General features: G+C 38.4%; 12 protein-coding genes. 5 read left to right on the top strand and 7 right to left on the bottom strand.

Features of this window, described 5'->3' with window-relative positions:
* Positions 1-15: 15 nt before the first annotated feature.
* Positions 16-798: an SDR family oxidoreductase gene (locus GR160_RS06720; RefSeq protein ID WP_160749102.1), complete on the bottom strand. Its 783-nt coding sequence runs from the start codon at positions 796-798 to the stop codon at positions 16-18.
* A 136-nt stretch (positions 799-934) separates the two neighbouring features.
* On the opposite strand from GR160_RS06720, the gene GR160_RS06715 reads away from it, so the two are divergent.
* Positions 935-1291, top strand: a complete 357-nt coding sequence (locus GR160_RS06715) for a helix-turn-helix domain-containing protein (RefSeq protein WP_160749101.1) — start codon at positions 935-937, stop codon at positions 1289-1291.
* A gap of 91 nt (positions 1292-1382) precedes the next feature.
* Here the strand turns inward: GR160_RS06715 and GR160_RS06710 are convergent, their stop codons facing one another.
* The 3 genes from GR160_RS06710 to GR160_RS06700 all read right to left on the bottom strand — a co-directional run bounded on the left by GR160_RS06710 (position 1383) and on the right by GR160_RS06700 (position 3579).
* On the bottom strand, positions 1383-1844 hold the full coding sequence (locus tag GR160_RS06710) for a carboxymuconolactone decarboxylase family protein (protein ID WP_160749100.1): 462 nt from the start codon (positions 1842-1844) through the stop codon (positions 1383-1385).
* Between the two features lie 29 nt (positions 1845-1873).
* Positions 1874-2479 carry a Crp/Fnr family transcriptional regulator gene (locus tag GR160_RS06705; RefSeq protein WP_160749099.1) on the bottom strand — a complete coding sequence of 202 codons (606 nt, stop codon included), beginning with the start codon at positions 2477-2479 and terminating at the stop codon, positions 1874-1876.
* A 326-nt stretch (positions 2480-2805) separates the two neighbouring features.
* Positions 2806-3579, bottom strand: a complete 774-nt coding sequence (locus GR160_RS06700) for an SDR family oxidoreductase (protein ID WP_160749098.1) — start codon at positions 3577-3579, stop codon at positions 2806-2808.
* 115 nt (positions 3580-3694) lie between these two features.
* Here GR160_RS06700 and GR160_RS06695 point away from each other — a divergent pair, with 115 nt between their 5' ends.
* Positions 3695-4021: a helix-turn-helix domain-containing protein gene (locus tag GR160_RS06695; protein ID WP_160749097.1), complete on the top strand. Its 327-nt coding sequence runs from the start codon at positions 3695-3697 to the stop codon at positions 4019-4021.
* Between the two features lie 150 nt (positions 4022-4171).
* On the opposite strand, the gene GR160_RS06690 is transcribed toward GR160_RS06695, so the two are convergent.
* A complete protein-coding gene (locus GR160_RS06690; protein WP_160749096.1) occupies positions 4172-5461 on the bottom strand; it encodes a T9SS type A sorting domain-containing protein in 1290 nt (429 codons plus the stop codon).
* Positions 5462-5519: 58 nt separating this feature from the next.
* Positions 5520-5771: a hypothetical protein gene (locus tag GR160_RS06685; protein ID WP_160749095.1), complete on the bottom strand. Its 252-nt coding sequence runs from the start codon at positions 5769-5771 to the stop codon at positions 5520-5522.
* Between the two features lie 440 nt (positions 5772-6211).
* Here GR160_RS06685 and GR160_RS06680 point away from each other — a divergent pair, with 440 nt between their 5' ends.
* Positions 6212-6841, top strand: coding sequence for a TetR/AcrR family transcriptional regulator (locus GR160_RS06680; RefSeq protein ID WP_160749094.1), 630 nt, complete (start codon positions 6212-6214; stop codon positions 6839-6841).
* 192 nt (positions 6842-7033) lie between these two features.
* Here GR160_RS06680 and GR160_RS06675 read toward each other — a convergent pair whose 3' ends face one another.
* Complete coding sequence (locus tag GR160_RS06675; RefSeq protein ID WP_160749093.1) at positions 7034-8047, bottom strand: T9SS type A sorting domain-containing protein; 1014 nt, start codon at positions 8045-8047, stop codon at positions 7034-7036.
* 302 nt (positions 8048-8349) lie between these two features.
* Between GR160_RS06675 and GR160_RS06670 the strand changes: the two genes are divergently transcribed.
* Together GR160_RS06670 and GR160_RS06665 are read left to right on the top strand one after the other, a co-directional pair.
* On the top strand, positions 8350-12390 hold the full coding sequence (locus tag GR160_RS06670) for a hybrid sensor histidine kinase/response regulator transcription factor (RefSeq protein WP_160749092.1): 4041 nt from the start codon (positions 8350-8352) through the stop codon (positions 12388-12390).
* 266 nt (positions 12391-12656) lie between these two features.
* Positions 12657-15950: a SusC/RagA family TonB-linked outer membrane protein gene (locus tag GR160_RS06665; RefSeq protein WP_160749091.1), complete on the top strand. Its 3294-nt coding sequence runs from the start codon at positions 12657-12659 to the stop codon at positions 15948-15950.
* The last annotated feature ends 4 nt before the right edge of the window (positions 15951-15954 follow it).

The following is a 15954-nucleotide window of genomic DNA, read 5'->3' as shown; positions in this document are numbered from 1 at the left end:
TATTTTTAAAGATTATTAAATTGTTGGTACTGTACCGCCATCGATTACATATTCAGTCCCTGTCAGGTAGCCTGCCCTTGGTGAGACAAGAAAGCCTACTAATTCAGCCACCTCTTCCGCTTCGGCAGGCCTGCCATAAGGTATGCCTCCTAATGCATCCATTACGCTTTGTTGCGCTTCTTCTACAGTACTGTTTGCGTTTCTTGCAATTTCGCCCAGCCAGGCTTTTGATGCTGTTGTGTTTATCCATCCCGGCGAAACCGTCAGGACTCGGACACCTTTTGGTGTAACTTCATTGGACAGGCTTTTACTGTAATTTCTTAATGCAGCTTTTGCAGCGGCATAAGGCAGGGTAGAATCATATTGGGGCAGTATGCCCTGAATAGAGGCGATATGGATAATAACACCGTTTTTTTGATCTATCATCTGCGGTAAAAATCCCCTGTCCAGTCGAACTGGGGCTAGCAAATTGGCCTGTAGGGTTGATACCCAATCTTCATCAGTTAACGCGGTAAATCCACCTGCAGGTGTTGTTGAAGAACCAAGGTTGTTCACTAAGATGTCCAGTCGCCCATAAGCCGACAAAACTTCGCTAATAACTTTTTGTGTTCCTTCTGCTGTACTCAAATCGGAAGTAATAAAATGCAGCTTGCTGTTTTCTTTTTCGGGTGCATTTCTTGCGGTGATAATAACCGTTGCACCTGCCTCAAGCAGCCGTTCTGCAATTGCTTTTCCGGTGCCTTTTGTACCTCCTGTTACTAAGGCAATTTTGCCCGATAATTCATTGTTATAGTCCATCTTGTATTGTTTTTTAAATTTCTTTTGTACAAATCTCGGGAGTACGTTAGTTCCTCACAAGTACGGAGTTACGATTCATATAGGGATAAATTATTCCCCTATTGCACAAATTGGGATATAGGTTTAATTTTGCGATATGTATGAAAGAAAAACAACACCAAACTTAAATTGCGGACTTGATTTGATAGGTGAAGTGCTGTATGGTAAATGGAAAATACGTTTGCTTTGGTTTATCGATCAAGGGCATAAGCGGCCAAGTGAATTGCAGCGTAAAATACCCGATGCTTCACGTAGGGTTTTAAATATTCAACTGAAGGAATTAGAGGAGCACGAGCTTGTCTCTAAGGTTATTTATCCTGTTGTGCCTCCAAAAGTAGAATATAGCCTGACAGACTTCGGAAAAACTCTGATTCCGGTAATTTCGGCTATTGGGAATTGGGGAGATGAACATGAAGAACGTTTACGGTCTTTGATTTTAAAACGTTTAGATTAAAATTATTATGTATAACTTATACATTCAGTCAGCTCCTGTCTCTCCACATAAATAAAGCAACGCCATTGCAACCCAATGACGTTGTCTTCCGTTATTCTGTTTCCTGAACGCTATAAGCACCAACGTTTGCTCCAAATGCTATGTTTATTCTGTTGTAGCTGTTTATTGCAATGACAGCCATTGTCAGGTCAACCATTTCTGTCTCTGAGAAATGTCTCTGTACTTCGCTAAATATGTTGTTTGGAACTTCACGGTCATTTAATACTGTAAGTGTTTCACACCATAAAAGAGCTGCTCTTTCTTTGTCGGAGTAAAAGGGTGCCTCACGCCAGGCATTTAATACAAAAAGTCTTTGTTCAGTTTCACCCTTGGCCCGTAAATTTTTAGAGTGCATATCCAAACAAAAGGCACAGCCATTTATTTGTGATGCTCTGAAATAAATCAATTCCAGTAATTTATTGTCAAGCGTTGAGTTGTTAACTTGCGCACCTAATGCGTGCAATGCATTTACAGATTTGTTGCCCAATGCGTAGGCGTTAATTCTTTGCGACATATTTTTTTAATTTAAATTGTGCCACAAATTTATTTTGGGTAACAAAGAATATTTTTTACAAATGATAAAAAATCACTTTTGCCCACGAATTCTGCTGAGGGAAACTGTGTTATGCCAAGATAATCTGCTAAGTCGCCCAAGCTGATCCTCTGAAGTAAATCGGGGCTGTGCTGCAGGAAATTTGAATAACGATTTTTAGCATCACACTCTAAAAATTCACTGATTCTAATCATCATTCGGGCAGAGGCAGTTTCATTTAGTTTTCTAAATAGTGTGTCAATGGAATGATATTGTTGGCAAAGTTTAGTGATTTCAAATTTACTGATATAAAGCAACTCTACCGGTTCAATAGCTGAAAGCATGTATTTTGATGGCTCCCCGGAATTAAAGCTGCTTAACTCGGTAAAGAAACTATGTTCTTTAAAAAACGTCATTATAAAGTTTTTATCTCCGTTGTCAAAAAACAATTTGACAAGTCCTGATGATAAGAAATAATAGTTTTTAGATACTTCATCTGCTCTGACAAGAAAGTCTCCTTTTCGGAAATTCCTGGTTTTGAGCATATCTGCCATTTGTTGAAGGGCTTGGTCTTCAACATTGTAAATTGTTTTTATTAATTTAATGAATTCGTCCATCTAAGTTGTCTGTGTTTGCAATAATCGCTAAGGGTTTGGCTATATTGCCAAAGACGGGGAAATGAAGGTGTAAATGTTAAGTATAGCTTCGCGGTAAGCCAAAGTATTTTGTACAAATTTAAAAATTTTAAATATAAATTGGCTGTAAAAGTAATAGTGGTGTAAACGTGCTAACTACTTCATTGTTTTTTTAGAAAAAGTTAAAACGGCGTTTGAGTGTTTAATAACAATCTCCTTATACTCCATATAAAGAAAAAGCAACATTGGAAGACAATGTTGCTTTTTTATGTGATATACCTAATGGTTTTATTTGGGGCCTTAATTCTTTAAACAGTAGGTGAAGCACCTCCATCTACAGCATAATTACTACCTGTAATATACTTCGCCTCAGTAGAGGCGAGAAACGCCACTACAGATGCTATTTCTTCAGGCTCAGCCATCCTTCCCAATGGCACGCCAACTTTATCCATAACAGCTTTAAATGTTTGCTCTACAGTACTGTTTGAATTTTTTGCTATGTTTTCAATAAATTCCAGCATCAACGGCGTTTTTACTACACCAGGCGAGACTACATTTACGCGTATGCCCTTAGAACCTAACTCACTTGCTAATGCTTTGCTATAAGCATTGAGTGCTGCCTTGGCTGAAGAATACGACATTGTCATTTCCCAAATCGGTTGTTTGGCTGCACCGGTTGAAATGTTAATGATTACACCACTTTGCTGCACAATCATTGTAGGCAATAAGGCTTTATTGATTCGTACAACCGATAGGAAATTCAATTCCCAGTCGTTGATCCAATGTTCGTCGGAAAGTGTACTAAAGCCACCACCAGGGCTCAGGTTGGCGCCGGCATTATTTACTATGATGTCTATCCTTCCATATTTTTCAAGAATCTCCTTAGCAATAGTTTCCGCACTTTCCGGTTTAGAAAGGTCTGATGCAATAAAATGATGCGCTTCCGTACTGTCTGCCGGGACTGTTCTTGCGGTTACTACCACCTGTGCACCTTTATTGCTTAATATATCTGCAATTGCCTTGCCTATGCCTTTTGTCCCGCCTGTTATTAATGCAACCTGCCCTTTTAAAGTATCATCCATGAGTATTTTATTTAAAATGAATTGCAAAGTAAAATACAATACTTTACTTTTGAAAGTAGTTACACTAATGTATAGTAATAACACCGGGTAAAGGAATAAACAACATCAGGCATATATGAGCGAAAAAAAAATAAAAAAAAATGAAGAGCGTTGTGCTCTTCAGGAAATTCTGAGTGTAATAGGTGGAAAATGGTCTATGTCTATTATCTACGCCCTGTTTTCAGGTACGAAGCGTTTTAGCGAACTGGAGCGCCTGATACCCGGCATTAATACCCGGATGTTGGTTAAGGAATTGAAAAATATGGAGGTAAATGGAATTGTAATCAGAAAAGTGTATGCAACTGTTCCGCCTACGGTAGAATACACTCTGACAGCAAAGGGCGAAAAACTGGAACCAATTATTAATGAATTATATAAATGGGGGCTTGAATATGTTGGCTAAATCCAATACAGGAATTTAATTTTGATCCTTCAAAAAGTTTAAAGCAAATAATTTATTGTTCGCTTTTAATGGCTTTGTGAAAGATTATAAGTTACTGAATCCAGTTTATGCGCCACTTTTATTGATAGCATTAATCAACTATGTGATAAATCAGTCCTGAATAATTATTTTCTTAGTTACCTGTCCTTCCTTAAAATAAAAAGTTATCAAGTAAGTACCCTGTGTTATTCCTGATAAATCTATTTTACTTTGTTTTTTGTTACCGGCTAATTTTCTAAGAGTCCTGCCATTCATGTCTGTTATAACAATTTCTTTTACAGTTTCAGGTCTCTCATATTCTAAAAACCCGTTTGTGGGATTAGGATATACAATAAAATTCCCGTAAACAGGCTTGTTTTTTTTTAGCAGATCAATGTCTAAGGCATACATTCCTTCTTTATATGTTAATAATATAAGCTGGTTGCCATATTGCACCATATCGGCAACACCACCGGTATCCTGTGCAAGAGTCTCTTCATAAGCAATTTGCCAGCTAATCCCTTCATCAATGGATTTATATATTGTAACGGTATTATTTGCTCCGTTACGTGCACCCGCGGCATAAACAATAGATGGATTATTAATGTCAAAAAGTATCTTATAAATATAAAAATAACCCTCTATCCAATAGGGATCCTGCCATGTAGCACCTCTATCTAACGAACGTGATATACGTCCTTCACTTCCGGACAATAAGAAATCAGGATTAGTAGGGTGTGCTGCTATAAAATGCGTGCAATTATTATCGCTAAGATCGGTACGGGACCATGTTTGTCCTCCGTCGGCAGTATGCTGTATATAAGATGAGAAAAATTCAGTTTCTCCGCCATAATTAATTGTTAGGCTGTCGGCTGGGTGAAAATCGGCAAACCTGTCCTGATAGCCACCGGTGTAATCATTTAAATTTACCCAGGACTCCCCAAAATCTGTTGATTTAGAGAGTCCGTAGGTAAAATGGAGCACTATGATTGAGTTGGGGTTTTGCCTATTCTGTGCAATACGAAACATCCGGTTGAAGTTTTCCATTTCTAAAAAATGTGCTGGGGTGAAATCGTTAAATGTAGCCCCGTCATCATTAGAGGCAAGCATAAGGCTGTCCTGTTCCTTATTGGTAATGGCAAGAATGCGGTCGCCATTTTTTACAAAGTCGCGTATGGGTTGGCCTGCAAAAGCATATGGCTCCCAATTGGTAGCGGTCGTGTTTAACTGTTTTTTGTATATACCCGAAAATGTAGGTACATAAAGATAGTCGCCCAATAGCTGCATTTCCGGTCTTAGGCTATTGTAAGGTAATTCCCGTGGTGCAGTAAGCTCTTCTTTTAAGCCAATGTAATTTAATTGTGCATAAGCGCTGAAAGTGATTGCTGTACACAACAGCAAAAAAATGTAATTCTTTTTCATAGCAATTTTTTAGAATTTAACAAGTAATGTATATAAGCAAACACTTTCCGGAAGCACTTTAATGCTGTTCTGTTTTCCGGGCTTTAATTTCTTTTTTTATCTGTGTAATTAGGGTTAATCCCGGGGTTAGTGATATAAATGAACCTGTAGCCACCACCATAAGTGCATAATTTTTTTGTATAATGGCAAAATATATGAGTGCGGGACAGGCTACAGCCATTACAATACCAAGCCCTATGTATGCCCCAGTAATTTTTTTCTTTTTTTGTTCTAACTCTTTTAATGTCAGTTCGGATATTTTCTTTCCCATTTTTTTAAATTAAGGTTTGTTGCTTATTTGTATTAATTTCCAATGGCGTGGTTATCTTCTAACAGTTTTTTCTTTTTTACTTTCGAGAGTTTTTTTAGTCTGACTATTGATATTGTACATATGACGGCAATAAATACAGTAAAATAATCAAGGTTCATTTTTTCGTTACTGTACCACATTAGTGTGGCTAACCTTAGCATGCCATAACTTATGCAGCAATAGATAATCATTTTTGAGTTTTTTCTTTTTTTAGTAATTACTCTTTATTCGTTTCTGTAAGTTGTTTGTTGGGCATATTGTTCTGTCGTTTATTGATTGAATGATCGATGTTTAACAATTGTAAATTGCGTGATGTAAATATAAACAAAATAAGACCCATTTTTGGGTCTTATTTAAATATTTTAAAATAATAATTATCTTAGCGTTCATATCTCTATATCATGGGAAGAAAAACAGTAGCAGGAACAATACGAAATAAGGACAGAAGCAGAGAAAAATTTTTAAAATCGATAGGTAAAATCCTTACTTCTTCCGGTTATACTGCTTTAAAGACCAATCAGATAGCTGAAGAGGCAGGCCTCGACAGGAAAATGATTAATAAATGCTTTGGTGATTTAAACGGATTGTTGGATGAGTATATAGATTCCCACGACTTTTGGAGTAATGTTAAAGGAGATAAGATTCCTGTAACAATTACCGATGGTGGGCATGAATTTACAAAGACAATGCTGCAACAGCAGTTTGATTATGTAAAAAATAATGCAGAGTTTCAAAAAATCCTTTTATGGAGATTGTCTGAAGAAAGGGAGTCCTTGAAGAGGTTAACCGAAAAGCAGGAGGCAAATGGTGAAAACTTGCTCCAGGCGATTACCGATCCATATTTTGGCGCAAATGCAGAAAAATATCGTGCAGTTATGGCTATATTAATTGCTGGTACTTACTACCTTAATTTATATGCTGCTGTTAACGGGAGCAATTTTTGCGGTATCGATACCGCAAGTGAAGACGGCAGGAAAATAATTAAAGAGTCGCTCTCATTCTTAATAGACAAAACGTATGAAGGATTGTAAAACAGTTGTTATTTCAGTTCTGTAATTAAGAGTATGTAATAGTATTGTTTTGTGATTTTACTGCTTTACATATAAGCAATTGCCTTTTTGTTTCGCACATAAAGAATCTGTCTTTTAGCTATTTTATATAACAGAATAAAAATAAAGCCCGTGATCTATGAATCACGAGCTTATCATGTTATTTCAAAAATATTATTTTTTGATGAACTTAACCGTTTGTTTTCCAGTTTCAGTCTGTGCCGTGGCATAATAAACTCCTTTATTAAGACTGTTAGCCGAAACGTTGTTGCCATTGCCTGTAAGCACTATTCGGCCTGTAGCATCCATAACCGTTATGTTATTAATGTTGTCTATGCCTGCAAAATGCAATACGTCGTTTACCGGGTTAGGGGCAAGACTAGCCTTGCTTTTGGCAACTTGCGGTATGCTCATTGCCGTAGTTTCATACGATTCGTAAACTGTAGTAGTAGAGTCTATCCCACCAAGCGGCACATCAATGTCAGTTGTTATGCTCCTGAATAAAGGACCTGTAAGCAAGTTTTCACCATAATAGCTGTACATGGTTTGTGTAGCTGTACCTACCTGTATGCCAAAAACGGTAAGCGTAAGGTTTTGCACTGTTTTAAGACGCATAGCAGGCGTATTGTTTGCGCTACCCACGTTTACTGTAAGGGTTCCGAAGGATTCATAAAATGTACTGATTGTGCCTGTAAATGTACCGTTGTAAGTTCCATATTGAAACGTTCCTGCAACAGCATCAGGCTCCTCGTGGTTTCCACCACCGTAACTAAGAGGGAAATTCATTATAAAGGCATTATTGGTAATGTAATTTAATGTAAATCCTGTTGTTTCCGCTCCGGCAAGCAATATGCCATCAGTTAGATTTTGTACAAAAAAATAGCGGGTTACATCTCCATTTTCCTTAGTGCTTTGTACCAGCATAGTACTCCCGGGGTAGGTAGCGATATCTGATGCAGAGGGTGGAATAACCATTGTTGATGTTGATGTCAAAGCAGTAAGGTTGTTAAAGTTCCAAATAACATTGGCCCCGGTGCTTGCTGCTTCGTTAAGGTCTACAGAGCTTTCTACAATAGTGTAATTATCAGTAAGGCCTTCAGCAGTAAATGCGTAAAATGCCCTGACAAAACCCTGGCTAAAAGCAGCAGTTCCAAATACTAATGAGAGGAGTAGTAATTTTGTTTTCATAATTATATTTTTTAATCAAAAGTACTACAATTTCAATGTGTTACGTAGTTAAATGTAAGTTGTCTTTCGGTTTTAATGTTTTTTTAACTATAAATAAGGCTTCCTGTAAACTGCTGTGTGATATATTCTGTAAACTACTGTTTTAATAGCGTAATAATTCTTAAAATAACATCATGTAATATCAATACGGTATTTATTAGCTAATTTATTTTTTAAATTTATTTTTTTACAGCTATTTTTTTGTTTTATTCTAATTGTTAAATTAGCGGTGTTCACTATTTAGGTTCGAAGCACTGTTGTTTATGAAGTTTAGGATTATCATACTTGCCTGTATATTTTTAACTGCTGTAAAGTTGTGTGCTCAGGATTTTCCTGTAAAATATCTTGATATATCCATGGGATTGTCTAACAATTCGGTCAACTCCATTTATCAGGATAAATCGGGCTACATGTGGTTTGGCACTTATGATGGGTTAAACAGGTACGATGGATATGATTTTCTTATTTTCCGGAACGAGATAAATAACAGCAATTCTATCGCTGCAAATTATATTTTTTGTGTTCAGGGAGATGCCCAAAACAATATCTGGACTGGAGGCCCCAACGGGGGCAGTGTCTTTAAAACGGATAAAGGTATTTTTCAAAGACTTGGTTTTTCTTCAACACAGGCTATAAAAGAGGGAGTTGGGCAAATAGCACACATAGGACATTCGGTTATGCTTGCAGGCTGCGATAAATCCGGACTTGTCATATTTAAAAAAGGAGCCTATTCCGGGCGAAAGATAAACTTTAACCATAAGGGTAAAACGATCACAAACTATCATGTTACGGCCTTAGAGCCTGTAATTGATAAAGGTTTTTGCTGGGTTTTTATTAAAAGTTACGGACTTTATAAGTACATTATCAGCACATCGACTTTGCAGGCCTTCAATGGCCTTAAAATTCAGGCCAATGTAATAAAGCAGGACAAAACAGGTACTTTTTGGCTGGGTACAGATGATGGCTTGTATAATCTCAACACCGGTACTTTGCAATACAGCGAAAATTTATTGCCTCATAAAAGTATAGTAACCAATATTTTAGTCGATAAGAAAAATGAAATTTACATAGCTACAGATGGGGCAGGAGTATTTCATATTGATAAGAATAGGAGTATTGGAGTTTATAAGGCAAACGGTCATCAACGATTATTAAAAAGCGCAGCCGTCTGGGGGCTATATGAAGATAATGATGGTAATAAATGGTTTGGAACACTAAGAGGGGGCATAAGCATGCTGGGTAACTCTGAAAGGTATTTTAAACATATCAAAAGCGAGAACAACAATCTTTCGGAAAATTATACGCTTTCTTTTTGCGAAGACAAGAACAAAAAAGTTTGGATAGGTACAGATGGTGCCGGTATCAGGATATGGGACAGGCAACAAAATACTTATAAAAGCCTGACTACAGCAGAAGGACTCAGCAGTAATTTTATTCCCGGCATTACACGTGATTATGAAAATAATATATGGGTAGCCACATGGTATGGCGGGATTAATAGAATAGACCCCGACACACATAAAATAAAGCAATACAACCTATACAATGCCCATGCCCGGCGTGAAGAAAAAAATGTTTGGTTTATATATGAAGATGCCTCTAAAAACCTGTGGGCTGCGTCTACCCGCGAAGGAGCACTTTATTTATATAACCGTAAAGGGGATAGTTTTGAGGTTTATGATCCAAAGCTGTCCGAACTTATATGCATGACACAAACTAAAGATGGCATGTTGTGGACGGGCAATTTTACACACCTGTATGCTATAGATAAAGCAGGAAAAAAAATACACTCGCAAAAAGTTGGCTACCCTGTGCGCTGCATTCTCGAAGCATCTGATGATAAATTGTGGATAGGTACTTCAGAAGGAGGGCTTTTAAAATATGATAGGAAAACCCAAACGTATAAACGCTATACAACTGCCGACGGGCTTCCGGGTAACACTATTTTAAGAATGCTGCAGGACGATACCGGTCGTCTATGGCTTAGTACCTATAATGGTCTATGTATGTTCGACGTGGCTAAAAATATACTCCGTAACTTCTCTGTTTCAGATGGGCTTCAAAGTAATCAGTTTAGCTACAATGCCGCCCTTAGTCTTTCTACAGGAGAAATGCTGTTTGGAGGCATCAACGGGTTTAATATTTTTATACCGGGCAGTATAAAAGATGCCGGACATACTTCTGAATTGCTTCTGGCTGATATTTTGATAAATAACAATTCTGTTCAAAACGATCAGCGATATTTTGAGAAGGGCGGGAGTGCTTTAAAAACGCTAAGACTGCCGTTTGACCAAACCAACCTCTCGCTCGATTTTGTGGCACTTGATTATGAAAATTCCGATAAAATAAAATACGCCTATTGCCTTGCCGGGTGGGATGAACACTGGAATTATGTAGGCAAAAGCCGTAGGGCGAATTATTCCAGGCTAACTGAAGGTATTTATACCTTTAAAGTTAAAAGTACAAACAATCAGGGCAAATGGCATAATGCAGAGACGCTGCTAACCATTCATGTTTTGCCTCCTTGGTACCGCACATGGTGGGCTTATACCCTGTACATAATTGCCATAGGGGGGGCTATATATACTTACCTGCGCTACAGCCGCAACAAAGAGCGCATGCGCTATGAGGTTAAACTGGCACACATGGAAAGCCTTAAAGAGAAAGAAATTGTTGAAAAACAAATTTCTATGTTTACCTACATATCACATGAGTTCAGGACGCCGCTTTCACTTATCATCAATCCGTTAAAGAAAGTCTTAAGACAACAAACAGAGAGGGGGGAAGCTATACCCGATCTTGCCATAGCACATCGCAATGCGCGCAGGTTGCTCAGGTTAATAGATCAATTATTGCTCTTTAGGCGTGCCGAAAGCGATGCCGATGAATTGGTACTATCTTCAATAAGCATGAATAATTTGTGCGATGAGGTATATCAGTGTTTCTTACAACAGGCAAAAGAGCAGGCAATAGAATATCGGTTTGAAGCGCCTGAACATGATGTACAGGTAATAGGCGATTTTGATAAGATTGAAATATGTGTTTACAACCTTATTTCCAATGCATTTAAATATACGTCTGCAGGAGGGAGTGTTGTGGTGTCTCTTACAGATGACAATGGGCATATAAAAGTTACTGTTAAAGACAGTGGCTGTGGTATAAATCCGGACGATGCGGAACATATTTTTGAAAAGTTCCGTCAGGTAAATTTAAATACCAGTCCCGGCAAAGGTTTTGGCATTGGCCTATATATTGTAAAATATTTTGTTGACAAACATAAAGGAGATATTAAATGTGAAAGCGAGCCCGGTAAAGGCACGGTGTTTACATTGTTGTTTAAAAAAGGCTACGATCATTTTGAAGATCTGCCTATAAACACAGTTTCTTCAAAAATGTCGGAACTGGTTAAAGAGCTATTAGGTGAAAACCTACAGGATAATGATTTAGCCGAAGTAACTGCGAATGTTGAAGAGGAAAAAAACTACCAATTAAAAGAAGAGATTGTTACTGATAAGAAATCGATACTTGTTATAGATGATAATACTGAAGTGCGCAATTATCTTGTAAGCCTTTTTGCTAACGACTATATTGTTTATAATGCCGATAATGGTACAGATGGACTAAAGTTGGTTAAAAAGCATTTACCCGACATTGTTCTTAGCGATATATCTATGGATGGTATGACCGGGCTCGAGCTTTGTAAAAAAATTAAGGAAAGCGAAGGACTTAACCACATACTGGTTATATTGCTAACAGCTACAACAAGCCAGGAAACCCATTTGCAGGGAATTACAGATGGTGCGGATGATTATTTGACCAAACCTTTTGATAATGATATTTTAAGGGCCAAAGTAGAAACACTGTTGCGCAATCGCGGTCAGTTGCGCAATTATTTTCTTGATAACATTACACTTAGGGAACATTCTCAAAAGGTCCCTACAGAATACAGGGATTTTCTTAAAAGCTGTATAGAAGTAATAGAGCGAAACCTAAATAACGAAAGCTTTACCATAAAAGAGTTCTCAAAAGCTATGGGAATGAGCCACAATGGACTTTACACAAAAATAAAGGCGGTTTCAGGTCAAACACTAAATGGATTTATTAGGTCTGTACGTCTCCGCCGTGCTGCATTGCTCATGCTTACCGAAGATGTACAAATTGCTCAGGCAGCCTCTATGGTGGGCTTTGAAGACAAAAAATATTTCCGTGAGCAGTTTGTAAAGTTGTTTGGCATGACACCATCGGAATATATTAAAAGATATCGCCATTCTTTTAATAAAGAACTTAATGTGATTCAAAAGTAAGCAATAAGCGATTTTCTTTTAACTTAATATTAATTTCACTACAACGTTGTAGGGTTTCTTACATCCAAAATCTAAAATCGTATTAAATAGCCTTAAAACTCCAATTTTCCCCCCTTTAATTTGTGATTTACCCCCCTTCTAAATCGCCATAAGCCCCCTTAATTTGTAGGTATCAATCATTACTACAACGTTTAAGTAGTCTTTTGAGCTGCTTTATTGTTGAATTATGTGTTGGTAAAAAGTATAACCTAACTCTTTAAATAATTATGGCGAAAAACTACCATTTTAGATTTTCAAGATCTATTCTGGGGCTGGTACTCTTGTTTTACATGTGTGCCTGTCCTGATCATTTGTGGGCGGGCGGACTAACCAAACTGTCTAAGCCCTTATTTCAGTCTCCGGTAACAGGAACCGTTGTCTCAAAGGCAGACGGACTGCCACTGCCGGGTGTATCGGTTGCTGTAAAAGGCAGCTCTAATATTGTGGTTACTGATCTTGATGGTAAATACACCATTGCAGCTCCGGCAAATGCAGTTTTGGTGTTTAGCTTTACAAGTTTTAAAACGCAGGAGATCCCTGTAAAAGGACAGCTTTCAATAGACATTAAGTTGGAAGAAAGCACTACCCAATTAGAAGAAGTGGTTGTGGTAGGTTACGGTAAAATGAAAAAGAAAGACCTTACCGGTTCGGTTGTACAGGTAAAGGCCGATAACCTTGCCGATCAAAACCCACAAACGGTTCAGGACGTGCTGCGTGGTGTACCGGGCTTAAAAGTAGGCTATTCATCTGATGCTAAAGGTGGAGGATCATTACAGATAAGGGGGCAAACTTCGGTTTACACGGGAGGCAGCCACAATTCGCCGCTTATCATTTTTGATGGTATGCAGTTTTATGGCGAGCTATCTGAAATTAACCCTGACGATATAGACCAGATAGACATTTTAAAAGATGCTTCAGCCACGGCTGTATATGGTTCGCGTGCGGCGGCAGGTGTAATTATTATTACCACTAAAAAGGGTAAAACAGGTAAACCGGTTATTACCATAAGTTCTAATATGACCGTAAACTCTTTAAGCGCTTACCCCGACGTGTATGACGCTAATGGATATGCAAAATACAGGGAAGACTGGGAAACGGCAAAAACCTATGGATTTAATACAACAACAGGTCAGTATGAAGCCTATGTTGCTGCCCGAACAGGTCAGGTGGGGTATTTTTCTAACCCTGATAACCTTTCACAATATGGCATTACGTTAGACCAATGGCTTGCTTACCAGCCTGCCAATGAAACCGTAAACAGGACACCGAGGGAAATTTGGGGCCGTCGTTTAGGGATTGTAGAAACGTCTCTTATAAACAATTTTACTAACGGAAAAACGCAGGACTGGTATAAAAGTACCTTCCGTACCGGGTTTAATAAGGATTATAACATGAGTATATCAGGTGCCAGCGATAGGAGCAATTACTATATGTCTGTTGGTTATTTGGATGCCGAAGGTGCTATTGTGGGAGATGAGTACAGGGCTATACGCTCTAACTTTAAAGTAAGCAGCAAAGTAACCGACTGGCTTGAAGTAGGTGCCAATGTTAACTTTCAGGATCGTACAGACGGTAACATTAGTGTAGGTACTGGTACTAACTACTGGGATGCAAACATGATGCGCAACAGCCCTTATGCTGATTTTACCGATGCTAACGGTGCTTATGTAAGACAGCCAATGGGGCCTACAATTGGTGGATACAACTACTATTATGACCGTCAGTTTATGGATCTTGAAAAAGGATATACAGTGCTTAACACGGTGTTTAATACCAAGGTAACTTTACCTTATGGTATTACCTATTCATTCAATATTGCACCAAGATACCAGTTCTTTTATGACCGCTACTTCCAGTCGTCAGGGCATGAAGGGTGGAATCCGGTAAACATAGGTGCTAACAGGGGGCATGCCAAGAACTTTGATTATAACCTTAACAACAACATTACCTGGGATCATACCTTTGGAGACAAACACCACATAATAGCAACATTTGTACAGGAGGCAGAAGACCGCAAATACTGGTCAGATAATATAACTGCCCGCAATATACTTCCAACAGATATATTGGGTTTCCACAACACATCAAATGCTACTCTTTTAAACAGTGGTTTCTCTACTAGTGATAGCCACCAAAGTGCCGATGCTTTAATGGGCAGGCTGTTCTATTCTTATGATGAGCGTTATATGATAACCGGTACTATTCGCCGCGACGGTTACTCTGCTTTTGGAAATAATAACCCTTATGCAACCTTCCCTTCTGTTGCCGTGGGATGGAATTTTGCGAACGAAAAATGGTTTAAATGGGAACCAATGAATATGGGTAAACTGCGCCTTTCGTATGGTAAGAATGGTAATAGGGCACTTGCAGACCCTTATGTTTGGTTAGCAAATCTTAGTTCTGGTACTGGTGCCACTATGGGATACATTAACCCAACTACCGGTGCTGTGGTAGACATGAAATACCTAACGCTTGACAGGATGGCAAACCCTAACCTGCAGTGGGAAAAAACAACGGCATTTAATGCAGGTCTTGACTTTGGGTTTTTAAACGACCGTATTACCGGTACTATAGAGGTTTACAAGTCTAAAACCCACGATATGATCATGACCGAACGCCTTACAGGCTTTACCGGGTTTCCTTCTATAGTAACGAATTTGGGAGAGGTACAGAACTCAGGTTATGAAATTAGCCTTACGACGGTAAATATGAAAACCCCAAATTTTGAATGGAGAACGCTTGCTGCTTTTTCATACAATAAAAACCGTATCAATAAGCTGTATGGTAATATGATATATGAGTTTGACGAAAATGGCAATATTACAAGCCAAAGGGAGGGAGATGATATTGCCAATGGGTGGTTTATAGGCAAACCTATCTCAGCTATATGGAGCCATAAGGTTATAGGAATATGGCAAAAAGATGAATATGAAGAAGCAAGGAGATATGGCCAGCGCCCGGGCGACCCTAAAATTGCTAATATTTATACAGCTGATGACGGTGCAAACGGAACACCGGTTTATAACAATAACGACAGGGTTTTTATGGGACAAACCGACCCACCAATAAACTGGTCGTTGCGTAATGAATTTACGCTTTATAAAAACTGGAATATAGCTGTAAACATGTATTCATATATGGGGCATAAATCGTTAGACACGAGGTATATGAATAATTTTAATGCAGGTAGTATGTACACTAACAACTACAACGCATTTGTAAATCCTTACTGGACCGTTGACAACCCTACACAAGACTGGGCACGTCTTGATGCTGTTGCACCGGCAGGAGCAAGTGCCGGAAAATTGTATAACCGCAACTTTATACGTTTAGATCATATATCTATAGGCTACACTATACCAAGGGCATTTACCGAAAAATGGAATATAAAAACCTTTAGGCTAACTGCTTCTGTAAGGAATGTGGCTACCTGGGCTGCCGATTGGAAATATTTTGGAGACCCGGAAACGGGAGGACTTGCCACACGCATGTTTAACTTCGGTCTAAACCTAACTTTATAATAAA

The organism is Flavobacterium sp. Sd200, from assembly GCF_009826935.1.
Classification (GTDB): Bacteria; Bacteroidota; Bacteroidia; order Flavobacteriales; family Flavobacteriaceae; genus Flavobacterium.
Note: the sequence above shows the minus strand (reverse complement) of the source record. Positions and strands in the feature narration are given on the sequence as shown.